This is a genomic window from Microbispora sp. NBRC 16548 (genome assembly GCF_030268985.1).
Lineage (GTDB): Bacteria > Actinomycetota > Actinomycetes > Streptosporangiales > Streptosporangiaceae > Microbispora > Microbispora catharanthi.
On the sequence record NZ_BSSF01000014.1, the window covers coordinates 74,023 to 97,627 of the forward strand.

A 23,605-nucleotide genomic window follows, 5' to 3' on the forward strand; every position below is an offset into this window, starting at 1 on the left:
ACGCTAGGCGTCCTTTCCCGCCGCTGCTTCGTCCACCTCAACGAACCGGCGCATTGCTCGTAGTGGGATTCTCCAACACCGCGCGCCGTACCTCGAACAGGAAACAGCCGAACTCCACGGCCCGCACGTGGACCACCGCCGTCTCGGGGTCCTCCAGCAGGGTGTCCAGCAGGATCGACGCCGCGACGGGATCCGCCGACTGGTGCGCATCCACGAGGTGCCCGTTCAGGATGGAGCCGTCGGCGCGGTAGGTGCGGAAGACCCGGCGCGGGCCGCCCATGGCCGCCGGGTAGCCGGGCCCTGTTTTCGACTGGGGTCCCTCGCACGGCTCCTCGTGGACGAACACCGGCCCGACCTCCTCGTACGCCCCGGGGTCGGCGCCGGTCTCCAGCGCCCAGCGGCGCAGCGGCGCGTAGGCCGCGAGCAGGACCGCCTCCCCGGGCCGGGAGCGGCGCAGGCAGCAGCGCAGCGGGCTGCCGCCCTCCTCCTCGACGATCCGGCGCGGCCTCCGCCCGGCGTCGTCGGTCTTCCTGATCTGGTCAAGCACGTCGGGCGCGATGGCCCTGATCTCGAACGTCATGCCCTCATCGTGGCCGTGCGGCCGCCCGGAGGGCTGGCGGGAAACGGACGGCGCGTTACGAGGCGCTGACGGTCTCCGGCACGGTCTCCTCCTCGCTCGCGGCCTTGGCGGCCTTGCGCTTGAGCCACAGAGTGGTGCCGATGCCGACCAGGACGGCGACCACCAGCCCCACCCAGGAGAAGCCCTTGAGCCACTTGTCGGCCACCACACCCAGGTAGTAGACCCCGGCCGTGGTCCCGCCTGCCCACGCGACGCCGCCGAGGACGTTGGCGACGAGGAAGCGCCAGTACGGCATGTGCAGGGCCCCGGCCAGCGGCCCGGCGAGGATCCGCAGCAGGGCGATGAAGCGGCCGAAGAACACCGCCCACATCCCGTGGCGGTTGAACATGTGCTCCGCCCTGGCGATGTGCGCGGGGCCGAAGTGCTTGGGGAAGCGCCGTCCCAGCCGGTCGAACAGCGCCCGTCCGCCCTTGCGGCCGATCAGATAGCCGATGGAGTCCCCCACGATCGCGCCGCCACTCGCGCAGAGCCCGACGACCAAAGGGTCCACGACCCCTCTGGACGACAGCAGCGCGGCGCTCACCAGCACGATCTCACCCGGGAGCGGGATGCCCAGACTCTCCAGCCCGATGACGGCGCCCACGAGCACGTAGACCCAGACGGACGGGATGGTCTGCAGCCACTCGTCGACGTGCATCTCACTCCCTCAACGCGGTAACAGCTCCCATTCTGCCGTCGCCCCGGGAGTGCGACATCCGCCGAAAGGACCAACGCGGGTAACCCGGGAGAAGGACGGGCGTGCCCCGCCTCCGACCGGGAGGCGATCAGTCGCGCATCGCCACGCGCACGGCGTCGCGCATCGCGGCGTGGACGGCCGCGTTGCTCGCCCGGTCGGTGCGTGCCTCCACGATGCGCAGGCCGTCCCCCTTGATCGCCCTGGACAGCTCCTCCGGGTCCTCGACCAGCGCGTACGGCAGGCCGCTCGCGGCCGCCAGGTAGCCGAGATCCACCCCGTGGGGAGTGCCGAAGACCCGCTCGAACGGCTCCTCCAGCGCGGCCTGCGGCAGCAGCGAGAAGATCCCGCCGCCGTCGTTGTTCACCACCATGAGGCACAGGTCGGGCCGGGGCTCGCGCGGGCCGAGGATCAGGCCGTTCTGGTCGTGCAGCAGCGTGAGGTCGCCGATCAGCGCGTACGCCGGGCCGTTGTGGGCGAGCGCCGCCCCGACGGCGGTGGAGACCAGGCCGTCGATCCCCGACGCGCCCCGGTTGGCCATCAGCCGCAGCCCCCGCCGGGGGCGCATGGCCTGGTCGAGGTCGCGGATCGGCATGGACGACCCGCAGAACAGCAGCGAGCCGTTGGGCAGCACCTCGACGAGGTCCCTGGCCAGCCGCGGCTCGGTCAGCCCCGAGGAGTCGAGAACCGCGTCGATCGCCTCGCGGGCCACGTGGTCGGCGTGCCGCCAGGCGCGCAGCCAGGCGTCCCCTCCGGCCGCGATCGGGATCTCCACGGCCTGGGCCACCTGCGTCGCCGAGCGGGTCGGGTCGGGCCACCGGGTCAGGTCGGGGGCGACCACGATGTGCTCCTCGGCCCGGCGCAGCCACGACAGCAGCGGGCGCGAAAGCCCGGGGCGGCCGAGGGTGACCACGACGTCCGGCCGGTGGGCGTCGGCCCACTCCTGGTCGCCCAGCAGGAAGTGGTAGGTCGAGATCGCGTGGTCGCCGTACCGGCCGCCGCCGTTGGGCTCCGACAGCACGGGCCAGCCCGCCATGCCCGCCGCGGCGACGTATCGCCGCACGTTGGCGGCGCCGTCGCCGACGACCAGCACCCCGCGCCGGGTCGGCGGGATGTGCAGGGCGGCGGAGGGCGGCGCGACCCGCGCCCGGAACCACGCGCCGGAGGCGTCGCCGTCCAGCGGCTCGCACCAGCCCGCGTCCCCGTCGGGGATCAGCGGCTCGCGGAAGGCCACGTTGAGGTGGACGGGCCCGGGGTCCGGCGGCCCGGCGGCGCGCTGGCAGGCCCGGGACACCAGCGACCGCCAGTAGGCCACCTGGCCCGGCCGCTCCTCGGGCACGCCGACCTCGGCGAACCAACGCACGGCCGAGCCGTACAGCTTGACCTGGTCGATCGTCTGGTTGGCGCCGGTGCCGCGCAGCTCGGGCGGCCGGTCGGCGGTCAGCAGGAGCAGCGGGACGCCCGACTCGGACGCCTCGATCACGGCGGGGTGGAAGTTGGCCGCCGCCGTGCCCGAGGTGCAGATCAGGGCCACCGGCCGCTCGGACCGCTTGGCCAGGCCGAGAGCGACGTACGAGGCCGACCGCTCGTCGACGCGCACATGCAGCCGCACCCGCGACTCGGCGTGCGCGGCGAGCGCCAGCGGCGCGGACCTGGAGCCCGGGGCGAGCACCACGTCGGTGACCCCGCAGCGCACCAGTTCGTCGATCAGGACGGTCGAGAGGGCGGTCGCCGGGTTCACCGCCGCGCCCCCAGAACGCCCCGGTCGGCCCGGTTCCTGTCCACCCGCCCGTCTCCTCCCGTTCCCGCAGCCGCAAGCGTACGGCAAAACGGAGAGGCCGCCGTCATCACGCGGCCGTCTACGGGCGGCGGGGGAACTTCGAGAAGTCCGGCTTGCGCTTCTCCTTGAACGCGTCGCGGCCCTCCTGGGCCTCCTCGCTCATGTAGTAGATCAGCGTCGCGTCGCCGGCGAACTGCTGCATGCCGGCCGCGCCGTCGGTCACCGCGTTCAGAGCGCCCTTCAGCATGCGCAGCGCGAGGGGCGACTTCTCCAGCAGCTCGCGGGCCCACTGGACGGTCTCCTCCTCAAGGCGCTCCAGCGGCACCACCGCGTTGACCAGGCCCCACTGGAGCGCGGTCTGGGCGTCGTACTGGCGGCACAGGTACCAGATCTCGCGGGCCCGCTTGAGGCCCACGGTCTCGGCGAGCAGCCAGGAGCCGTACCCTCCGTCGAACGAGCCCACCTTGGGGCCGGTCTGGCCGAACCTGGCGTTGTCGGCGGCGATCGTCAGGTCGCAGCAGACGTGCAGCACGTGGCCGCCGCCGATGGCGTAGCCCGCCACCATGGCGATGACCGGCTTGGGGCAGCGGCGGATCTGCACCTGCAGGTCCAGGACGTTGAGCCGGCCGATGCCGTGGGTCTTGTCGTCCACGTAGCCGTCGTCGCCGCGGATCTTCTGGTCGCCACCGGAGCAGAACGCCTTGTCCCCGGCGCCGGTGAAGATGATCACACCGACCTCGGTGTCCTCCTGGGCGCGGTTGAAGGCCTCGCGGAGCTCGAACAAGGTCGTGGGCCGGAAGGCGTTGTGCCGCTCGGGGCGGTTGATCGTGATCTTCGCCATGCCCTCCGCGGTCTCGTAGATGATGTCCTCGTACTCGCCCGACCGCTTCCAGTCGACCCCGCTCGTCACACCCGCTCCTTCGTCGTCACCAACCAGGCGGTCGCCTCCGGCCACCGCGCCGGGACTAACCTTACGACCGTGCTCAGCCATCCCGGACACCACCCAGGACAGCGACCCGTGCACGCTCTCGTCCTGCCTCCGGGGCCCGCCCTGTCCGAGGCCGTACGGCAGGCCCTGACCGGCGACGGGCCCACCGTGCTGCCGCTTTCGCCCGACCTGCCGCGGCCCGCGCTCGAGGCGACGCTCGCCGCGCTGCGCCCCACCCACGTCGTCACCGCCGACGGCGTGCGGCGCGAGCCGGACGGCGCGCCGTCCGACGCCGCGCTGATCATCGCGACCTCCGGCTCCACCGGCGTCCCGAAGGGGGTGGAGCTGACGGCCGAGGCGCTGCTCGCCTCGGCCCGCGCCTCACTGTCCAGGCTCGGCGCCCGCGAGGGCGACCGCTGGCTGTGCTGCCTGCCGCCGTCGCACATCTCCGGCGCGCAGGTGCTCGTCCGGTCGCTGCTGTGCGGCACCGAGCCGATCGTCCACGCGCGCTTCTCCCCCGACGAGGTCGCCGCTAGCGGTGCGGACCACGTCTCGCTGGTCCCCACCCAGTTGCGGCGGATGCTGGACGCGGGGGCGGACGTCGCGGCCTTCGGCACGATCCTGCTCGGCGGGGCCGCCGCCCCTCCGGGCCTGCTGGCCGAGGCCCGCGCGGCGGGGGCCAGGATCGTCACCACGTACGGCTCGAGCGAGACGAGCGGCGGGTGCGTGTACGACGGCGTGCCGCTCGACGGAGTCGAGGTCAAGATCGGCGGAGACGGGCGGGTGCGGATCGCGGGCCCTGTGCTGTTCTCGGGTTACCGCCTGCGCGAGGAGCGGCCCTTCGAGGGCGGCTGGTTCGTCACCTCCGACCTGGGCTCGATCGAGGACGGACGGCTCACCGTGCTGGGCCGGGCCGACGACGTGATCAACACCGGCGGCCGCAAGGTCGTGGCAGGCTCGGTCGCCGAGGTCCTGGCCGGGCACCCGGCCGTACGCGACGTCGTGGTGGTGGGCAGGCCCGACCCCGAGTGGGGCGAGATCGTGGTCGCCGTCGTGGTCCCCCGCGATGGCGGCGAGGTCACGCTCGGCGAGCTGAGGGCCTTCGCCAAGGAGCGGCTGCCCGCCTACGCCGCGCCGCGCGCCGTCGAGCTGGTGTCCCAGATACCGCTCCTGCCGAACGGCAAACCCGATATGGTCGAACTCAAGAACCGGAACCGCGGATGACCTTCGTGCGTCTGTAAGAGCAGGGGGAAGGGGACGCCGCATGCAACCGATCCGCTTCACGCCGGCCCACAAGATGATGGCCTCCGCCGTGCTCGTCGGCGTCGTCATCGTGGGCGGGGCGTCGGTCACGGCCGCCGCCTTCGCGGGCCGCCTGGACGACGTCGCGAAGGTGGGCGACGCTCCCGCCGCCAAGCTCGGCCCGGCGGCGAACGGTCACGGGGGATCGGTCGAGGTCTCCCCCGACGATCCCGGCGACGGCGACCTCACCCGGCCGCGGTCCACTCCCGAGGTCGACCCCGACGTGGTGCTGAAGGAGCTCACGGACGACCCGGACGGGGTCGCCGACTACTGGACGTCCGAACGCATCCAGGGCGCGAATCCCATGCCGGTGCCCCAGGTCAGCGTCAGCATCATCCCCGACTGACCGGCCCGCCCGGGGCGAGTCCGACAGCGTCCCCCGCGGGGTGAGGGAACAAACCGGGCGCGAGAGCGTTATTGATACTGGTGCGCTGAGCTGCCGGACGCCGCGCCCCGATCGCAAGCATCAGAACCTCGAACCAACCATGAACTCCGCAAGGAGGAGGTGTCCTCATGCCCCGGACCGCCGTGGCGGCCTCGCCCGAGCGCGAGGCGACCCCGACGACGCTCGACCTGCTCCTGGAGCGAGGCCGTGCACAGGGTCGCCTTTCCCTGTCGGAGCTGCGCGAGGCCTTCGCGAAGGCCGGCGTCAGCCCCGTCGAGGGCCGCTCGATCCTGCGCGAGCTCACCGAGGCGGGCGTGAACCTGGCCGCCGACAACGGCACGCAGAACGAGCCGGGCGCGCAGACCGAGGCGGCGGCCGAGACGGGGGCGCGGACCCCTGCCAAGGCGCCGGCCAGGAAGTCCCGCCGGGCCGCCCAGGCCGCGGCGCAGGCCGCCAAGAACGGGCCGACCGCCAGGAGCGCCGCGAAGAAGACGGCCAAGGCCGCCGACGAGGAGCCGTACGACGAGGAGCCGCAGGCCGACGAGGCCGAGGCGGAGGACAGCGAGACGCTCGACCTCGACGACACCTCCTCGGTCATGGGCGACTCGGTCCACACCTACCTGAAGTCCATCGGGCGCCGCACCCTGCTCACCGCCGCCCAGGAGGTGGAGCTGGCCAAGCGCATCGAGGCCGGGCTGTACGCCGAGTACAAGCTGGAGACCGCCCTCGAGAACGGCGAGCACCTGCCCCCGCACGTGCGTGAGGACCTGGAGTGGGTCATCGAGGACGGCAGGCGGGCCAAGGACCACATGCTGGAGGCGAACCTCCGCCTGGTCGTCTCCGTGGCCAAGAAGTACACCGATCGCGGCATGGCCCTGCTCGACGTCGTGCAGGAGGGCAACCTCGGCCTGATCCGCGCCGTCGAGAAGTTCGACTACACCAAGGGCTACAAGTTCTCGACGTACGCCATGTGGTGGATCCGGCAGGCCATCCAGCGCGGGTTCGCCGACTCGGCCCGGACGATCCGGCTGCCCGTCCACGTGCTGGAGATGCTGTCGAAGCTGTCGCGCGTCGAGCGTGACATGCACCAGCGGCTCGGCCGGGAGCCCACGCCGGAGGAGCTGGCCGTCGAGCTGGACAAGACCCCGGACCAGATCGAGGAGCTGCTGCGCACCAGCCGGCAGCCGATCAGCCTCGACTCGACCATCGGCGAGGACGGCGAGACGCGCATCGGCGACCTCATCGAGGACGTCGACTCCCCCGAGGCGTCCGAGGTCGTGGACCGGCAACTGCTGGCCGAGCAGCTCAAGGGCGTGCTGAGCAACCTGTCGCCGCGTGAGGCAAAGATCATGAGCCTGCGCTTCGGCCTGGCCGACGGCAAGCCGCACACGCTGGACGAGATCGGCAAGCACCTGGGCCTGACCCGGGAGCGGATCCGCCAGCTTGAGAAGGAGTCGCTGTCCAAGCTGCGCCACCCCAGCAACACCCGCCCGCTGCTCGACTGGGCCAGTTGACATTCAGACCGGCTGACATTCGGACCGGCTGATTCAGATATTCGTACGGCCCGCACCCCCCAGGGGGTGCGGGCCGTACTGCTGCCTGCGCTCAGCGGCCGGCGGCGGCCAGGCCCTTGCGCACGTCGCGCGGGGTCAGGCGGGCGGGGTCGCCCGTCTTGGAGGCGCGGGGCACCCGGGGGATGCCGCTGAGGCGGTGCGCCTCGCGCAGCGTGCGCAGGCGGTTCACCTCGTCGGTCCACAGCGCGCCGTCGGGGGTGGCCTTCGCCTTGCGCCGGGCGATCCTGCTGTCGTAGGACTTCACGCCGAAAGTGGCGCGCTGGCCCGCCTCCGCGGCGCGCAGCGCCTCGGTCAGGGCGGCGTCGAAGCCCAGAGCCGCCTCACGGAGCTCGGGAAGCGGCGCGCCCGCCGCCTTCGCCTCCTGGAACCGCCGCTGCGCCACCCGGACCTTCTCCAGCACGTGGTCGAAGTCCTTCCGGATCTCCAGATCCGCGTGGTAGCGGACCTCCGCCTCCCGGCTCACCCGCGGACGGAAAAACGCCATCGTCAGCCCCTTCGGTATCGAACTCGCGCGATCGGTCTCGCGCAATCGAACTCGCGTCGCAGTCGGTAGCGTACGCGCTCCGCGCGGGGGCTCGCACCGCAGGGTGCGCCGCCCTTTACGAAGTAAGGATCGATATGGCAGCATGATCGCCGTGCCTGCCAAGCGACCACCCGTCCCCCTGTCCCGCGAGCGGATCATCGACGCCGCCCTGCACATCGCCGACGGCCAGGGCCTGCGCCGGCTGACCATGCGCCGTCTCGGCGACGCCCTCCAGGTGGAGGCCATGGCGATCTACCACCACCTGCCGCGAGGCAAGGAGGCGCTGATGGACGCCCTCGCCGAGCACGTGACGACCGTGGAGGTCGATCCGGCCGCCGCCACCACCTGGCAGGACAGGGCGCGCGCCTGGGCCCGTGCGAGCCGTGCCGCGCTGCTCGAACATCCTGGCGTGCTGTCGCTTGCCCTGACCAAGCCGCCCAAGGGATCGGCCCTCATCGCGATCACGGAGCACACCGAGCAGTTGCGCGAGTCGGGGGCGGGCGACCCGGCCGGAGCGGTCCGCGCGCTGCGTGCCTACGTCTTCGGCAGCGTGGCGGTGGAGGTCCAGCAGTCGGGGTGGGCCGATCCGGACGCCGAGGTGCGCGACGCGCGCACCGCCGAGGGCGAGCGCGACTTCGAGCACGGCCTCAATGCGCTGATCGCAGGCCTCGGCGGCTGAGACCTGGGGATTTACGGGCCGTCCGCATCGGTCGCGTTCGGTGACCGGAATCTGTGATCTCTCGGTTACCCGGCCGTCGGCGTGTCGAGGCCGGACCGTTGCCTCCTATGGGGCATTCTTGTGTACTAGGTCACATCAGTGTGCGTGAGCCTGCTCGGGGTGCGGCCGGGTCCCCTGCCCGACCGGCGGAAATGCTCCGAACTGACTATGTCGTACGGATGCGGCCGAGCCGCAAACTGGTGTAGTCCAGTGTGGTGTGCGTCATACCCCACGGACACCAGGAAGACAAACAAGAGCGAACGATAAAGACACGGAGCCCCGGCGATGTGCCCTCATGAACCGGCCTGTCCCAGCGCGGATGCAAAGGACCGAGAAGCCGCCCGCACGATAGCCTGTCACCCTGAGCAGGGCTGGAGCCTGCTCTGCAACGGCGTCGTGCTGTTCGAGGACACCGGCGAGCTGCTGCCCGACGGCGGCGTCATCGCCCCGCACCGCCCCACCGACATGGCCATCAGCGCGGCCTAGCCCTCCGCCGGCGGAGGCGAAAGCAGCCACCGCGCCACCACCCCGCCCACCCGGGCGGGGTCCTTCTTGAACTCGTGCCCCTCCCCCGGGAGGACCACGAGACGTGCGGCGTCCTTCTCGTCCGGCACGCCGAACGGATCCCGATCCCCGTTGACCACGAGCACGGGGGTCCCCGCCTGCCGCAGTTCTTCCGCCCGTGACCGTTCCGGCTTGCCCGGCGGGTGGAGCGGGAACGCGAGCGCCACCACCGCCTCGGCCCCGGCGGCGCGCGCGGTGCGGCAGGCGACCCGCGCGCCGTTGCTCCGCCCGCCCTGGACGAGCGGCAGGCCCGGGTGGCGCTCGCGGAGCGCGGCGACGATCGAGAGCCACGCCTCGTCCTGCTTGACCGCCGACCCCGGCGCCCGCGCGCCGCGCAGCCGGAAGGGCTGGGTCACCCGTGCGACGGTCCCCCCGATCGCCAGCACCGCTTCCCGTACGGCGAGCAGGTCGGGGGCGTCCACACCTCCCCCGGACCCATGGGTCAGGACCAGCAGCAGCCGGGGATCGGCCGCCTCGTCCACCTCGGCCAGGGCGCGGCCGTACGGAGTCTCGATCTCCATGCGGCGACGGTAGCGGGTCCGACCGGAGCAGGAGCAGGCGACCCTCCGATCGGAGGATGGCACGCGCTCGCGAAAGGAGCCAGAATGTCACGGTGACGGACATCGCATCGCAGCAGCCGCCCGCGCCCGGGCGCCCCGCCCCTCCGCCGCCGGCGGCCGCCTCGACCCGCGAGGACCTGCGCGCCGTCATGGCGGCCCGCCGCGACCTCGGACCTGAGTACGAGGACGCGCTGGTCGAGTCGTTCCTCGACAAGCTCGACGTCGAGATCGCCGCGCGGGTACGCAACGAGGTAGCGGCCCAGCTGCACCACCAGCCCCCGGGCAACCAGCCCAAGCAGAAGGACGGCGCCGTGGGACTGGCCCTCGGCTCACTCGGCATCGGCATCCCGCTGACCGCCATCGCGGCCGGGGCCGGGCACTTTCCGGGGCTCCTGCTCGCCTGGGGCGGGATCGTCGCGGTCAACTTCGCCTACGCCATCAGCCGCCGCTCCCAGCGCTGACACCCGGCGGGACCACCCGGCGTCCATCGGCGCCGGTTGTCCTCGATCTCCACGCGAGGCGCGGCCGCCCGCGAGGCAGGTCTCGCCGGGAGCGGTGGTCCGGCCCGTCGGTCACCGCCGCCGGCTGAGCGCCCTCAGCCGGCCGCGCCGGCCTCCATCGGGGGGCGGACGTCCCTGCCGAGGCGCAGCCGTACCTGGTCGGCCAGCGCCTCGTCGGGGTGGTCGAGGCCGTAGCGCCACACGGTCTCCGCGTCGGCGTCGCGGCCCCGCAGCGGCAGCGTGCGGGCCAGCAGTTCGATCGCGAGCGCGCCGGTGCCTGCGTCGGCCCCCTCCTGGCGGCTGTCCTCCACCGCCCCGGCGAACTGCGCGCACGCCATCTCCAGGTGCGCCATGCCGAGCAGCACCCGCAGGCGCGCCGGGTCGGCCACCGCGCTGACCGACAGCGCCTCAAGCAGGACGTCGGCGGCCCGCTCGGGTTCGCCGTCCTCCAGCAGCCGCTCGGCCATCCGCTCGACGACGACGGACAGACCCTCGCCGGCCTCGCCGCGCTCCGGCGCGTCCTCGTCCGCGGCGAGTTCCGCGAAGATCGCGGCCGCGCCGTCGAGGTCGCCGCTTTCGGCGAGCCGGCGCGCGTGGTCGAGCCGGTCGGACCGCCGCCCGGAATCGATGGCCGTCATACAGGGGCCTCGCATGGTCGCAGGTGATGAGGAACGATCACCGCGATCTTAACGAGACCGGCCGCCGGGCGGGGCCGACATACCCAACTGATCAGTCCTCGTACGCCTCCAGGGGCGGGCAGGAGCAGACGAGGTTGCGGTCGCCGTACGCCTGGTCGATGCGGCGCACCGGCGACCAGTACTTGTCGTCCCGCAGGCCGGGCACCGGGTAGGCGGCCACCGCCCGCGAGTACGGGTGGGCCCACTCGTCGGCGGTGAGGCACTCGGCCGTGTGCGGGGCGTTGCGGAGCGGGTTGTCGGTCTTGTCGTACTCTCCCGACGCCACCTTGGCGATCTCGTCCCGGATGGCGATCATCGCGTCGACGAAGCGGTCGAGTTCGGCCAGGTCCTCGCTCTCCGTCGGCTCGATCATGAGCGTCCCGGCGACGGGGAACGACATCGTGGGCGCGTGGAAGCCGTAGTCGATCAGCCGCTTGGCCACGTCGTCCACCGTGACGCCGGTCTCCTTGGTGATCTGGCGCAGGTCGACGATGCACTCGTGGGCGACCAGGCCGTCCCTGCCGGTGTACAGCACCGGATAGTGCGGCGCCAGCCGCCGGGCCAGGTAGTTGGCCGACAGGATCGCCTGCTCGGTGGCCTGTCGCAGCCCGTCGGCGCCCATCATCCTGACGTACGCCCAGGAGATCGGCAGGATGCCCGCCGAGCCGTACGGCGCGGCGGACACGTGCGCCGGCAGGTGCTCGGCGAGGTGCGCCTTGACCGCCACCGGGCCGACGCCGGGACCACCGCCGCCGTGCGGGATGCAGAAGGTCTTGTGCAGGTTCAGGTGGGAGACGTCCGCACCGAACTCGCCCAGCTTGGCCAGGCCCACCAGCGCGTTGAGGTTGGCCCCGTCCACGTAGACCTGCCCGCCGGCCTCGTGTACCCGCTCGCAGATCTCGACGATCGTCTCCTCGTACACCCCGTGGGTGGACGGGTAGGTCACCATGATCGCGGCGAGCGCGTCGCGGTGCTTGTCGATCTTGGCGGCGAGGTCGGCGACGTCGACGTTGCCGTTCTCGTCGCAGGCCACCACGACCACCCGCATGCCCGCCATGACGGCGCTGGCGGCGTTGGTGCCGTGCGCGGAGGACGGGATGAGGCACACGTCGCGGCCGCCCTCGCCCCTGGAGCGGTGGTAGGACCTGATCGCCAGCAGCCCGGCGAACTCGCCCTGGGAACCCGCGTTCGGCTGGATCGACACCCGGTCGTAGCCGGTGACCTCGGCCAGCCAGCCCTCCAGCGTCGCGATCAGCTCGGCGTATCCCTCGGCCTGCTCCGCCGGCGCGAACGGGTGGATCGAGGCGAACTCCGGCCAGGTGACCGGCTCCATCTCCGTGGTCGCGTTGAGCTTCATCGTGCAGGAGCCCAGCGGGATCATCGAGCGGTCGAGCGCGATGTCCTTGTCCTGCAGCCGCCGCAGGTAACGCAGCATCGCCGTCTCGGACCGGTGGGAGTGGAACACCGGGTGGGTGAGGAAGTCCGAGGTCCGCTGCAGGTCGGCCGGGAGCGCGTCGGAGGTCACCCGGTCGAGGTCCTCGACCACGAGTTCGGGCGCGCCGAACGCCGCCCAGACCGCCTGCAGGTGGTCCGTGGTGGTCTTCTCGTCGCAGGCGACCCCGACGTGGTCGTCGTCGGCCAGGCGCAGGTTCACGCCCCGCTCCGCGGCGGCGGCCACGACCTGAGCGGCCCGCCCGGGCACGCGGGCGAGCACGGTGTCGAAGAACTCGTCGTGGACGACCTCCACGCCGCCCTCGCGCAGCCCGGCGGCCAGGACGGCCGCGTGGCGGTGCACCCGCTGGGCGATCCTCCTGAGGCCCTCCGGGCCGTGGTAAACGGCGTACATCGACGCCATGACGGCGAGCAGCACCTGCGCGGTGCAGATGTTGCTGGTGGCCTTCTCCCGCCGGATGTGCTGCTCGCGGGTCTGCAGGGCCAGCCGGTAGGCCGTGCGGCCGTCGGCGTCCAGCGAGACGCCGACCAGGCGGCCCGGCATCTGCCGCTGCAGGCCCTCGCGGACGGCCATGTACGCGGCGTGGGGGCCGCCGTAGCCCAGCGGGACACCGAAGCGCTGGGAGGAGCCGACCGCGATGTCGGCGCCCTGCTCGCCCGGAGCCTCCAGCAGGGTCAGCGCCAGCAGGTCGGCCGCGGCCACCAGCAGCGCCCCCTGGGCGTGCGCCCGCTCGGCAATTGCGCGGAAGGACGCCACCCGGCCGCTCGCGCCCGGATACTGGACGAGGACTCCGAAGCACTCGGGCAGCTCGCCGGCGAGGTCGGACTCCACCAGCGTGATGCCGAGCGGCTCGGCGCGGGTCGCCAGCACGGCCTTGGTCTGCGGCAGCGCGTCGGCGTCCACCACGAACACGTCGGTCTTCACCTTGCTCGCCCGCCGGGCCAGCGTCATCGCCTCGGCCGCGGCCGTCGCCTCGTCGAGCAGGGACGCGCCGGCGACGTCGAGGCCGGTGAGGTCCGACACGACCGTCTGGAAGTTCAGCAGCGCCTCCAGCCGCCCCTGCGAGATCTCCGGCTGGTAGGGCGTGTACGCGGTGTACCAGCCGGGGTTCTCCATCACGTTGCGGAGGACGACACCCGGGGTGATCGTGTCGTGGTACCCGAGGCCGATCATCGGGGTCAGCACCCGGTTGCGGCCGGCGAGGGCGCGCAGCTCGGCCAGGGCCTCGGCCTCCCCCACCGCCTCGGGCAGGTTCAGCGGGCCGCGCGTGCGGATGGCCTCGGGCACGGCCACCGCGAGCAGGTCGGACACCGACTCGTAGCCGACGGCCTCCAGCATCCGGGCGCGGCCGGCCTCGGAGGGACCGATATGACGGGTGGCGAAGGGCGGAGCGGAAAGATCGCGAAGCGTGGACCGATCGGTCATGACAGGGGCCTCCTGGGCGGGTCGAGACCTGCGGCGACCGTCCGGCGCCCTGCGTGGCGCGGCCGGTCGTGAAGCGGTCTCCCCCTCTGTCATCGGACCTGAGAGCTTCACCGGGCCGTCGAGCCCGGCTTTCCCCTTCGGTGAGGCGCCGCCTGGCCGGCGGGCCTGCTTTTCAGAGTCGCCTCGTCCGTGCGGTACGGATGCCTGAGAGATTCCGGGGAGGTTTGCTCCTTCGGCGCCCCTGAAGGCCAGGGGTCTCTCCCGCACGAGGTCGTCGGCCGTGTCCACTCTACCCGTTACCCCGGATCCGCCCGACTCGCACCCGGCGCGAGATCGGCGCCGAGACCGGCCTGGCGGGCGCGGACGATGGCCTCGGCCCGGTCGGCGACCGCCAGCTTCGCGAAAATGGCGGTGATGTGGTTGCTGACCGTCTTGCCGCTGATGGTCAGGTGCCGGGCGATCGCGGGGTTGGACCGTCCGGCCGCGATGAGGTCGAGGATCTCCCGTTCACGCGCGGTGAGCTCGGGAAAGGGCTCGGGGACAGGAGCGGAGCCCGGCGCGAGGGAGGCCCCGCCGGCGAAGAAGTCGATGATCCGGCGGGCCACATTCGGCCCGAAGACGGCGTGGCCGGCCGCGACCGAGCGGACCGCCCGGACGATCTCCTCCTGTTTCGCACCCTTGACCAGATATCCGAAGGCTCCGGCGCGCATCGCGGCGAACACCGACTCGTCGTCCTCGAACATCGTGAGTACGAGCACCCGGGCGGCGGGCACGGCGCGCACGATGGCCCTGGTGGCCTCCACCCCGTCGACGCCCGGCATGTGCAGGTCCATGACCACGACGTCGGGGCGCGTGAGCTGGACCTCGCGGCGGGCGGCGTCGCCGTCGCCGGCCTCGCCCACCACCTCGATGTCCGGCAGCGACGTCACCAGGGCACGCAGGCCCTCCCGCATCAGCGGGTGGTCGTCGACGACGACGATCCTGATCGGTTCCCCGGCGGTCATGTCTGCTCCAGTGGAAGGCGGGCGTGGACGCGGCCGCCGCGGTCGGTGGGGCCGGCGGTGAGCGTACCGCCCAGTTCGGCTGCCCGCTCGTGCATGGATCGCAGGCCGACGCCGTGCGGCCAGGCGCCGGCGCCCCCGGAGCCGTTGTCGCTCACCTCCACGTGCAGGGCGTGATCGGCCCGCAGGGAGACCCGGCACGCCGTCGCCCCGCCGTGGCGCAGCGCGTTGGTGACCGCCTCGGTGGCGATGCGGAAGGCGGCCACCTCCACCGCGGCGGCCAGCGGCGGCAGGTCCTCCGGGGCGTCGACCGTGACCACGCATCCGGCGTGCTCGCGCCGCCAGGCCTGCTGGGCGCGCCGGCGCAGCGCGCCCAGCAGTCCGAGCTCGTCGAGGTCGGGCGGGCGCAGATCGTAGACGAGGCGCCGGATGTCGGCGATCGCGGCAGTCAGGTCGGCGCGCAGGTCGAGCAGGAGCCGCCCGCTCCGCACCGGGTCGCTGTCGCGCAGATTGTGGGCCGCGTCGGCCTTGAGGGTCACCGCCGTGAGCACCGTGCCGAGGCCGTCGTGCAGGTCGCGGCGCAGCCGCCGGCGCTCCTCCTCCCGGGCTGCCACGATCCGCGTGCGCGACTCGCCCAGTTGCTCCGACAGACGCACGGCCTGCAGGGCCAGGCCGACCGGGGCCGCCAGCAGGCCGAGGGCGCGGCGGTCGGCGCCGGACAGCCGGTTCTCCCCCGCGCGCAGCCCGACGAGCAGGTCGGCGGGCGGCCCGTCGGCCACCTCCAGCGACACGGTGTGCCGCAGTTGCGGCGGCACACCGTATGTCGCGACCAGCCGGCCGTCGGAGCTGACCGCGGCGTACGGCAGCCGCAGCGCCTCGCACACGGCCCGCAGCACCCCGTCGAGGCCGGTGCCGAGCCGCAGGCCGACCCGGGCGGCGGCCGCCGCGGGATCGCGGCGCTGGCCGTACATGACCCTGTCCACCGCGGACTGCACGGCGGAGCGGGCGGGCGCGAAAGCGAGGGCGATGGCCGCGGTCGCGATGACGGGCGTGGCCGACAGCCGGTCCTGCGCCAGCGCGGACAGCCCCGCGACGACGCCCAGGTAGGCGAGCACGACGCCGAGCGTGAGCACCCCGTACACCAGCGACCGGTTGACGATCAGCTCGATGTCGTACAGCCGGTGGCGCAGGATCGCCACCGTGGCCGCGGCCGGGATCAGTGGCAGGGTCAGCAGGAACAGCACCGGCCCGTCGGTCGTCACGATCCGCTGGACGTTGAGCGTCGCGAACAGTCCCACTCCCCACATCAGCCACATGAGCTGCAGCCGCGGCACGCCGCGCGACCGGCGGATGCGCAGGCCGAGCACGCCGAGGGAGGCCAGCAGCACCAGCGCGTCGGCGGCGGCGAACACCGGCGTCAGCCGCAGGGCGGCCTCGCCTGCCGCGGGGGGCAGGATCGGGTCGCCCGCGGTGACCGATCCCCCTTCGGCGACCCCGGCCGCCACCGGCAGTGTCAGGATCGGCGTGAGCGGCAGGACGGCGAGGGTCGCGACGGCCAGCGGTCGCCAGCGCCGGGACAACGGCCTGCCGTCCGGGAACAGCTGGATGATCAGCGGAAGGCAGACGGCGGGCGCCGGGATCCACACGGTGATGCCGAGCAGCTCGACCGCCCGCGCCCACCGCTCCGGCAGCCCCACCGCGCCGGAGAGCAGCCCCAGACAGGCCACGCTCAGGCTGTAGCAGGCGCCGTACCCCACGAACAGGAGCCCGACGCGGTGCCCGGGCCGGTGCGCCAGCACCGTCGCGCCGAACGTGGTGAAAGTCAGCGCCTGGGCGCTGTTGGTCAGCAAGTAGGAGTCGTCGGCCGCGTCGGCGAAGGTGAGCCCGCCGAGGAACCACGACACCCACGCCGCGGCGACCACGACGGTGGTGAGGGTGAGCACCGCGACCGGGCCGGCGCGCCTGACTGCCATGGACTCATCATCGGGTCCCGCCGCTCCCATCGGCCATAGGGGCGCGTCCCCAGAGCCGGCGGGAGCGGCCGGGACCGGACCGGGAGTCCGCGCCCACGACGGCGGGGGCGTGCGGCCGTCACCGTCGGACCCGACCGGACGACCACCAGACCTTTCGAGAGGACCGCCATGCAGCCGGACACCGACACCCGTGCCACCGCCCGCAGACCGCTCCGGGACGTGCGCGGCTTCTGGCGGGTGCTGCTCGCCGTCGTCGCCCCGCTCCCCATACTCGGCATGGGAATCCACTACATCCTGAGCCCCGTGGACGGCGGCGAGTCGTTCGAGGCCACGGTCGCGGCGTACGCGGCCCACGAGCAGGCGGCGGGCGCGATCCGATGGTTCGCCCTGCCGTTCCTGGTCGGGCTGATCCCGGCCACCTTCGCGGTGGCCTGGGTGGCCCGTCGCGGCGCTCCCATGCTCACCACGGCGGGGGCGCTCCTCGCGCTGCTCGGCGATCTGGCCGGCTTCCCCCTGATCCGCGGCGGCGACGACCTCGCGTACCTGACGGCGACGAGGCACTTCGACGTGGCAACCGCGTCGAGGATTCAGAACGCGCTCGAGGACGACCCCGTACAGCTGGTGGCGGGCCTGCTGTTCATCGTGGGCATCGTCGTCGGCCTGCTGCTGCTCGGCCTCGCGCTCTGGCGCAGCGGCGCGGCGCCCGCCTGGATGGGCATCGTCCTCGCGGCCGGCGGGTTCACGCACCCGTTCATGCCCGGACACGTCGCCTCGGGCATCGGCCTTGTGGCCGCGGCCGTGGGCTTCGCCGGCGCCTCCGTCGCCCTGCTGCGGATGCGCGACGACGAGTTCGACCTGCCTCCGGCCAGGACCGCCACACGCGCCTGACTACTTCCGGGCACGACCCCGGCCTCCGCTCGGCCCGCCGCGGCCCAGCGCTCGCCGGGGCATCCGCTCAGCCGGTCCTGCGGGCCTTTCTCCGGCGGGCCAGCTCATCCGAGGGATGGTCCCCCTCCGCATCCGGAGCTGCCTCCGCGCGCTCGCCCGGAAGCTCGGCCAGCGATCCCTCGACCTCCCGCCACACCCGCCCGAGCGCGATGCCGAACACGCCCTGGCCACCCTGCAGCAGGTCGATCACCTCGTCGGCGCTCGTGCACTCGTAGACGCTCACGCCGTCGCTCATCAAAGTGATCTGGGCCAGGTCGTTGACGCCGCGGTCGCGCAGATGCCGCACGGCGGTGCGTATCTGCTGGAGGGAGACCCCCGTGTCCAGAAGACGTTTGACGACCTTCAGGACGAGGATGTCGCGGAAGCTGTACAGTCGCTGGGACCCGGATCCCTGGGCGGCCCTTATCGTCGGGAGCACCAGTTCGGTCCGGGCCCAGTAGTCGAGCTGCCGGTAGGTGATCCCGGCAGCCGCGCACGCCGTGGGCCCGCGGTATCCGATGCCCTGGGGCAGCGCCGTCGGCTGCTCGTCGAACAGCAGGCCCTGTTCGCCGGCGCGCTCGCGCGCCGCCTGCCGAACCGGGTCGTGCTGGCCGGCCGACTTACCCTCGCCGCTGCTGACCGCCACTGCGGACCTCCGGCTTTCTCTCATCCCACGGTCTGATCTGGGGGTTCGTGAATTACAACCGTGGTTTCCCTTGCACCGTAGGACCGGGGCCATCGTCAGTCAACGACCCCGTCCGGCGCGTCGTGAAGCGTAATCTCCCGAAATCGTCCGGCACGTCAGCCCGCCCGGCCGAAGTCTTCCGGTGTGATTTTGTCCAGGAACTCGCGAAACTTTTCCACTTCGTCTTCCTGGTCGTCGGGCATGCTCACGCCCGCCTCCTGGATCACGTCCTCACTCGCGTAGATCGTCGCGCCCGTACGCAACGCCAGCGCGATCGAGTCCGAAGGACGGGCGCTGACCTCCACGCCGTTGGAGAAGACCAGATCGGCGAAGAAGATTCCATCGCGGAGCGCGACGATGTTGACGGTGCGCAACCGCACCCCCAAGGCCTCAAGAACGTCACGGAACAAGTCGTGGGTCAGCGGCCGGGGCGGCGGCTCCTCCGCCTGGGCCAACGCGATAGCGGTCGCCTCGGTCATGCCTATCCAGATCGGCAGGTACCGATCACCGCTCGTCTCCTTCAGGAGAACGATCGGCTGGTTGGTGGGCATCTCAACGCGAACCCCCACGACCTCCATCTGCAACACGGGCGGCTCCGTCTCAAGCGTCGCGGCATATCACCAGAAGTTCAACGTAACACCCACGGAGGTGCGGATGTGCCGGTCACCGCCCCAGAACGCCGCGAACACTCCCACGCAGTAACGCATTGTGAAGTTCCTGGAGAAGTCCGGAGATCTCCCGGGCGGTCTCGTCCGCCTCCGCGATCGCCCCCGGCGCCTTGCGCCGCAGCAGCGGGGCCACCGCCTGCTCGATGAGACCGGCCTCCCGCTCCACCGCGGCGCGGATCGCCCTCAGGTGCCGCGCCTGCAGGCCGAACCGCGCCAGCGCCCCCACGCTGCGCGCGACTTCCAGCGCCTCGCCGTCGTAACGGCGCGCCACGGGGGCGACCAGGCCGAAGCTCTCCATCTCGGCCAGGGTCTCCTCGTCGATGCCTGCGGCCTCGATGAGCTCCTCCCGGCTGAGACGCACGGGCGGGGCGCCGTCGGACACGGCGTGCGGACGGGCCGCCTGCTCGTCCAGCTGATCCTTGATCACGCGGAGCGGCAGGTACTGGTCACGCTGCGCACGCAGGATGTACCGCAGGCGCTCGACGTCGTTGAAGGTGAACTTGCGGTACCCCGACGGGCTCCGCTGGGGCTCGATCAGCCCCTCACCCTCCAGAAACCGGATCTTGGAGACGGTCACGTCCGGGAACTCGCCCTGCAGCAGGGCGAGCACCTCCCCGATGCTCATGAACGCCCGTACGGCCTGCGCGCTCATGACTCCTCCTCCTCACCGATCACAGCCCTCCGGGACCACGCGTGAGGAACACCAGCCGGAACTTGCCGATCTGCACCTCGTCGCCGCCCTGCAACGGGGACTCCTCGATGCGCTCCCGGTTGACGTAGGTGCCGTTGAGGCTGCCCACATCACGCACGGTGAACTGGCCGCCGCGCCGGTAGAACTCCACGTGCCTCCTGGACACCGTCACATCGTCCAGGAAAATGTCGCTTTCCGGGTGGCGACCCGCCGTAGTGAGGTCGCTGTCGAGCAGAAAACGGCTCCCCGCGTTCGGGCCCCGCATGACCACCAGCAGAGCCGTGCCGGGCGGCAACTGCTCGACCGCGGCCCTGTCCGGCAGAAGCGTCTGGCCCGTCTCCGCCTCAAGCGCCTCAAGTGAGATCGTCGAGGTCGTGTCGGCTGCGACGGGCGCCGGAGCGCTCAGCGGCGAACCGCATCGTGAACAGAAACGGGCATCCTCGGGGTTGGCATGACCGCACTGCGTGCAGTAGACGCTGGGCATCGAACGGCTCGGCCTCTCTCACGACTTGCTCTAGGACTGGCTCAAACTGCGAATGCCGCAACTTACGCTGATCAGGCACAAAGGTCAAGACCGCGGCTGGGCGTGGACTGACCAACGCTACAGCCAGCGGAGGTTCAAGGTCCATCCCGCCACACGTGTTGTATTGCCGCGCCTCCGGCGCGGCGGCTCGGGGCGCCTTCAGGCCGCGTCGTCATGCCGGAGGCGCGCCATGAGCACAGCCCTCGTCGCGTCCTCGCTCGTTCCTCGCTCCGGGCGCTCCTCAGTCCAGTCGCGGCCGCGCCCCTCGCGTGAGGGTTGCGCACCGTAATCCTCGCGTGAGGGTAGCCGCGGGTCCCTCGCGGGACGGTTCGCGCCATACCTTGCTTGGGGGGTCAGTGGGCGCCGGCGGCTTGTTCGACGACGTGGGCCCAGTGCTCCAGGAGCGCCTGGGCGGTGTCCATGTCGTGGCCCTCCGCCCACAGGTGGGTGACGGCCTCGGCGGGGTCGGGCAGGACGAGGGCCCAGCTTCCGTCGTCCTCCACGACGCGGACGCCGTCGGTGGTGTCCAGGCGGTGGCCCTCGGCCGCCTCGACGACCGAGCGCATCACGGCCCCCTTGTGCGCCCAGGGCGTGGGAACGGTCCGCTTGAGCAGCTTGGCCTCCGGGATGCGGGCGTCGATCTGGCTGAGCGAGAGCCGGGTGCGCGCGACCAGGCCGAGCAGGCGCAGGAACACCGCCAGGCCGTCCACGGTGGGCGCGAACTCCGGGACGATGAAGCCGCCCTTCCCGTCGCCGGCGAAGATCGTGTCGGGGTGCCGGGCCGCCCGCGTCAGCGTGTCGAGGCTCGTGGCCGTCCAGTCGACCTGCACGCCGTGGAAGCGGCACACCATCTCCGCCACCCGGGTCGTGGTGACCGGCAGGGCCACCCGGCCGCCCCGGCGCTCGGCCGCCACCAGGTCGAGCACGACGAGCAGCGCCCGCTCCTCGCTGATCAGCTGGCCCATCTCGTCCACCAGGGAGACCCGCTCCGCCACCGGGTCGAACCGTACGCCGAAGGCGGCCCGTGCCGAGGCCACCAGCTCCGCCAGGCGCTGCAGATCGCGGCGGCGCTCGGCGAGCGTCTCGGTCGGCGAGCCGTCGTCGAGGCGGTTGTTCACGGTGAGCACGTCGACCCCGGCCCGGCCCAGCAGGCTCGGCAGCACGAGCGAGGAGGTGCCGCCCGCGCAGTCGACCACGACCTTCATCTCGGTGTCCTTCACCCCGGACATGTCGATGCAGGCCAGCAGCTCCCGTGCGTAGGTGTCGACGGCCCGCGCGGGGAAGGTCAGCTCGGCGATCTCGCCGGGGAAGGCGCGCCGGTACTCCTGCCGGGAGAAGACCCGCTCCAGCTTGCGCTGGGCCGCCTGGGACAGGTCGGCCCCCGTCTCGTCCATGAACACGATGTCGACGCTCTGGGGGTCGCCCGCCGTGGTGCGCAGGGCGATGCCGCCCCGGACGTTCTCCCGCGAGGTGTTGAACCTGGCGACCGGCAGGGCGGCGGCCTCCAGGTCGACCACGTTGATCGCGCTGGAGTTCAGCGCGCTGATCACCGCCCGCTTGAGCGCCCGTGCCGCGCGCGAGGCGTCGCGGGAGGTGACGACCGTGTCGCCCTTGCGCAGCGTCGTGGCGTACGCGCTGGCCAGCCGTACGCACAGCTCCGGGGTGATCTCGACGTTGACCAGCCCGGAGACCCCGCGGGGGCCGAACAGGCTGCGCTGGCCGCGCGACTCCCAGATGACGCTGGTGTTGACGACCGTGCCCGCCTCGATCGTCTTGAACGGGTAGATCTTCACGCCGGAGGAGACGTACGCCTCGGCCTCGATGACGCACTCGTCGCCGACGACGGCGTTCTCCTCGATCCTGGCGCCGGTCATCACGTCGGTGTTCTTGCCGATCACGCAGCCGCGCAGGTGGGCGGCCGGGCCGACGTACACGTTGTCGCTGACCACGGCGCGGTGGAGGAAGGCGCCCTCCTTGACGACGGCGTTGCTGCCGAGCACGGTGTACTCCCGCAGTTCGGCGCCGGCCTCGACCTTGGCGTAGTCGCCGATGTAGAGGGGGCCCTTGAGCACGGCCTCGGGGTCCACCGAGGCGCCCTCGGCGGCCCACACGCCCGGGGCCAGCTCGAACGCGTCGAAGTCGACCTTGACCTTGCCCTCCAGCACGTCGGCCTGGGCCTTGAGGTAGCTCTCGTGCGTGCCGACGTCCTCCCAGTAGCCCTCGGCCACGTAGCCGAACAGCCGGCAGCCCCGTGCGAGCATGTCGGGGAAGATGTCGGACGACCAGTCGACCGACTGGCCGGGGGCGATCTCGTCGAGGACCGACGGCTCCATGATGTAGATGCCGGTGTTGACCGTGTCGGAGAACACCTGGCCCCAGGTGGGCTTCTCCAGGAAGCGCTGGATGCGGCCGCTGTCGTCCACGATGATGATCCCGAACTCCAGCGGGTTGGGCACGCGCTTGAGCCCGATGGTGACCAGCGCCCGGTTCTCGCGGTGGAAGCGGAGCATGTCGGTCAGGTCGATGTCGGTGAGCGCGTCGCCGGAGATGACCAGGAAGCGGTCGTCGCGGAGCTTGTCGGCGGCGTTCTTCACGCTGCCGGCCGTCCCGAGGGGGACCTCCTCGGTGGCGTAGTGGAGGGTCATGCCCAGCTCGTCGCCGTCGCCGAAGTAGTTGCGGATCAGCGCGGCCAGGAACTGCACGGTCACCACGGTCTCGGTGAACCCGTGCCGCTTGAGCAGCCGGAGCACGTGTTCCATGATCGGCCGGTTGATGATGGGGAGCAGGGGCTTGGGCTGGTTCGCGGTCATCGGCCGCAGCCGTGTCCCCTCCCCGCCCGCCATGACGACGGCCTTCACGGGTCACCCCTTCGTTAGCTGGCGCACCTGTACGACATACAACACCCCCGCCCACCAATACAGACCAGTTCCCCAGATGGCGAAGGCCCATCCGAAGATCGCGGCAATCTCGGCATACCATCCCTCGTGGGAGGCGAGGAACAGCAGCGGGAACGCGTACATCAGGGCGGCGGTGCCGGCCTTGCCGAGGAAGTGGACGGGCAGCGCCGGGCCGTACCCGTGCCGCCGCAGCACGGGCGGCATCCAGAGCAGCAGCACGTCGCGCAGCGGCACCGCGAGCGCCAGCCACCAGGGGACGGCGCCCCGCAGCACCAGGCCGATCAGGGTGGCGAGGATGTAGAGCCGGTCGGCGAGCGGGTCGATGAGCCGGCCCAGCCTGCTGATCTGGTTCCAGGCGCGGGCGAGCTTGCCGTCGAGCCAGTCGCTGAAGCCGGCGAGCGCCAGCAGCGCGATGGCCCACCCGTCGGCGTGGGGACCCAGCACGAGCCAGAGGAAGACGGGGACGCCGAGCAGCCGCAGGGCGCTCAGCAGGTTGGGCACCGTCCAGATCCGGTCCTCGGCAGCGTTCACGCCCCAG

General features: G+C 72.1%; 23 protein-coding genes and 1 riboswitch. Of the genes, 7 read left to right on the top strand and 16 right to left on the bottom strand.

From position 1 onward, the window contains the following. Window positions 1-37: 37 nt before the first annotated feature. From QSK36_RS32455 to menB, 4 genes are all read right to left on the bottom strand, one after another. Window positions 38-580: a DUF1203 domain-containing protein gene (locus QSK36_RS32455; protein ID WP_285785009.1), complete on the bottom strand. Its 543-nt coding sequence runs from the start codon at window positions 578-580 to the stop codon at window positions 38-40. Between the two features lie 55 nt (window positions 581-635). Continuing rightward, window positions 636-1,277: a DedA family protein gene (locus QSK36_RS32460; protein WP_076435912.1), complete on the bottom strand. Its 642-nt coding sequence runs from the start codon at window positions 1,275-1,277 to the stop codon at window positions 636-638. 127 nt (window positions 1,278-1,404) lie between these two features. Further along, window positions 1,405-3,054, bottom strand: a complete 1,650-nt coding sequence (menD, locus tag QSK36_RS32465) for a 2-succinyl-5-enolpyruvyl-6-hydroxy-3-cyclohexene-1-carboxylic-acid synthase (RefSeq protein ID WP_183532649.1) — start codon at window positions 3,052-3,054, stop codon at window positions 1,405-1,407. A gap of 118 nt (window positions 3,055-3,172) precedes the next feature. Then, a complete protein-coding gene (gene menB, locus QSK36_RS32470) occupies window positions 3,173-4,003 on the bottom strand; it encodes a 1,4-dihydroxy-2-naphthoyl-CoA synthase (protein ID WP_079313902.1) in 831 nt (276 codons plus the stop codon). A gap of 108 nt (window positions 4,004-4,111) precedes the next feature. Between menB and QSK36_RS32475 the strand changes: the two genes are divergently transcribed. The 3 genes from QSK36_RS32475 to QSK36_RS32485 all read left to right on the top strand — a co-directional run bounded on the left by QSK36_RS32475 (window position 4,112) and on the right by QSK36_RS32485 (window position 7,222). Beyond that, window positions 4,112-5,245 (top strand): AMP-binding protein, encoded by a 1,134-nt coding sequence (locus QSK36_RS32475; protein WP_285785010.1) that lies wholly within the window; start codon window positions 4,112-4,114, stop codon window positions 5,243-5,245. Between the two features lie 40 nt (window positions 5,246-5,285). Beyond that, entirely contained in the window at window positions 5,286-5,669 is a 384-nt protein-coding gene (locus tag QSK36_RS32480; RefSeq protein ID WP_285785011.1) for a hypothetical protein, read from the top strand. Between the two features lie 167 nt (window positions 5,670-5,836). Then, entirely contained in the window at window positions 5,837-7,222 is a 1,386-nt protein-coding gene (locus QSK36_RS32485; protein ID WP_285785012.1) for an RNA polymerase sigma factor, read from the top strand. A gap of 91 nt (window positions 7,223-7,313) precedes the next feature. On the opposite strand, the gene QSK36_RS32490 is transcribed toward QSK36_RS32485, so the two are convergent. After that, on the bottom strand, window positions 7,314-7,766 hold the full coding sequence (locus tag QSK36_RS32490; RefSeq protein ID WP_225897503.1) for a hypothetical protein: 453 nt from the start codon (window positions 7,764-7,766) through the stop codon (window positions 7,314-7,316). A gap of 142 nt (window positions 7,767-7,908) precedes the next feature. Here QSK36_RS32490 and QSK36_RS32495 point away from each other — a divergent pair, with 142 nt between their 5' ends. Together QSK36_RS32495 and QSK36_RS32500 are read left to right on the top strand one after the other, a co-directional pair. Beyond that, window positions 7,909-8,484, top strand: a complete 576-nt coding sequence (locus QSK36_RS32495) for a TetR/AcrR family transcriptional regulator C-terminal domain-containing protein (RefSeq protein ID WP_285785013.1) — start codon at window positions 7,909-7,911, stop codon at window positions 8,482-8,484. A 324-nt stretch (window positions 8,485-8,808) separates the two neighbouring features. Next, window positions 8,809-9,009 carry a DUF5999 family protein gene (locus QSK36_RS32500; RefSeq protein ID WP_079313908.1) on the top strand — a complete coding sequence of 67 codons (201 nt, stop codon included), beginning with the start codon at window positions 8,809-8,811 and terminating at the stop codon, window positions 9,007-9,009. Here QSK36_RS32500 and QSK36_RS32505 read toward each other — a convergent pair. Next, on the bottom strand, window positions 9,006-9,608 hold the full coding sequence (locus QSK36_RS32505; protein ID WP_285785014.1) for an alpha/beta hydrolase family protein: 603 nt from the start codon (window positions 9,606-9,608) through the stop codon (window positions 9,006-9,008). The genes QSK36_RS32500 and QSK36_RS32505 overlap by 4 nt on opposite strands. A gap of 92 nt (window positions 9,609-9,700) precedes the next feature. On the opposite strand from QSK36_RS32505, the gene QSK36_RS32510 reads away from it, so the two are divergent. Next, on the top strand, window positions 9,701-10,108 hold the full coding sequence (locus QSK36_RS32510; RefSeq protein ID WP_285785015.1) for a hypothetical protein: 408 nt from the start codon (window positions 9,701-9,703) through the stop codon (window positions 10,106-10,108). Window positions 10,109-10,242: 134 nt separating this feature from the next. On the opposite strand, the gene QSK36_RS32515 is transcribed toward QSK36_RS32510, so the two are convergent. The 4 genes from QSK36_RS32515 to QSK36_RS32530 form a co-directional block, all read right to left on the bottom strand. Continuing rightward, window positions 10,243-10,785, bottom strand: a complete 543-nt coding sequence (locus tag QSK36_RS32515; protein ID WP_285785016.1) for a hypothetical protein — start codon at window positions 10,783-10,785, stop codon at window positions 10,243-10,245. 91 nt (window positions 10,786-10,876) lie between these two features. Continuing rightward, window positions 10,877-13,702 carry an aminomethyl-transferring glycine dehydrogenase gene (gene gcvP / locus QSK36_RS32520; RefSeq protein WP_285785017.1) on the bottom strand — a complete coding sequence of 942 codons (2,826 nt, stop codon included), beginning with the start codon at window positions 13,700-13,702 and terminating at the stop codon, window positions 10,877-10,879. Window positions 13,703-13,884: 182 nt separating this feature from the next. Next, window positions 13,885-13,976: riboswitch (glycine riboswitch) on the bottom strand. 22 nt (window positions 13,977-13,998) lie between these two features. Beyond that, the gene (locus tag QSK36_RS32525; RefSeq protein WP_183532665.1) at window positions 13,999-14,706 is read right to left on the bottom strand and encodes a response regulator; all 708 of its coding nucleotides are present in this window, start codon (window positions 14,704-14,706) and stop codon (window positions 13,999-14,001) included. Then, on the bottom strand, window positions 14,703-16,676 hold the full coding sequence (locus tag QSK36_RS32530) for a sensor histidine kinase (protein ID WP_285785018.1): 1,974 nt from the start codon (window positions 16,674-16,676) through the stop codon (window positions 14,703-14,705). Before QSK36_RS32530 ends, QSK36_RS32525 begins: the two co-directional genes overlap by 4 nt. A 168-nt stretch (window positions 16,677-16,844) precedes the next feature. On the opposite strand from QSK36_RS32530, the gene QSK36_RS32535 reads away from it, so the two are divergent. Further along, window positions 16,845-17,564 (top strand): hypothetical protein, encoded by a 720-nt coding sequence (locus tag QSK36_RS32535; protein WP_285785019.1) that lies wholly within the window; start codon window positions 16,845-16,847, stop codon window positions 17,562-17,564. Window positions 17,565-17,631: 67 nt separating this feature from the next. Here QSK36_RS32535 and QSK36_RS32540 read toward each other — a convergent pair whose 3' ends face one another. The 6 genes from QSK36_RS32540 to clsA form a co-directional block, all read right to left on the bottom strand. Continuing rightward, the gene (locus QSK36_RS32540; protein WP_240809230.1) at window positions 17,632-18,249 is read right to left on the bottom strand and encodes a MerR family transcriptional regulator; all 618 of its coding nucleotides are present in this window, start codon (window positions 18,247-18,249) and stop codon (window positions 17,632-17,634) included. A 155-nt stretch (window positions 18,250-18,404) separates the two neighbouring features. After that, window positions 18,405-18,875 carry a bifunctional nuclease family protein gene (locus QSK36_RS32545; RefSeq protein WP_139577972.1) on the bottom strand — a complete coding sequence of 157 codons (471 nt, stop codon included), beginning with the start codon at window positions 18,873-18,875 and terminating at the stop codon, window positions 18,405-18,407. Between the two features lie 76 nt (window positions 18,876-18,951). After that, window positions 18,952-19,608 (bottom strand): transcriptional regulator FtsR, encoded by a 657-nt coding sequence (ftsR, locus tag QSK36_RS32550; RefSeq protein ID WP_182902290.1) that lies wholly within the window; start codon window positions 19,606-19,608, stop codon window positions 18,952-18,954. Between the two features lie 19 nt (window positions 19,609-19,627). Continuing rightward, the gene (locus tag QSK36_RS32555; RefSeq protein ID WP_079313913.1) at window positions 19,628-20,131 is read right to left on the bottom strand and encodes an FHA domain-containing protein; all 504 of its coding nucleotides are present in this window, start codon (window positions 20,129-20,131) and stop codon (window positions 19,628-19,630) included. Window positions 20,132-20,523: 392 nt separating this feature from the next. Beyond that, window positions 20,524-23,028, bottom strand: a complete 2,505-nt coding sequence (locus QSK36_RS32560) for a mannose-1-phosphate guanyltransferase (RefSeq protein WP_285785020.1) — start codon at window positions 23,026-23,028, stop codon at window positions 20,524-20,526. 3 nt (window positions 23,029-23,031) lie between these two features. After that, window positions 23,032-23,598: a cardiolipin synthase ClsA gene (gene clsA / locus QSK36_RS32565; RefSeq protein ID WP_079313915.1), complete on the bottom strand. Its 567-nt coding sequence runs from the start codon at window positions 23,596-23,598 to the stop codon at window positions 23,032-23,034. Between the last annotated feature and the right edge of the window lie 7 nt (window positions 23,599-23,605).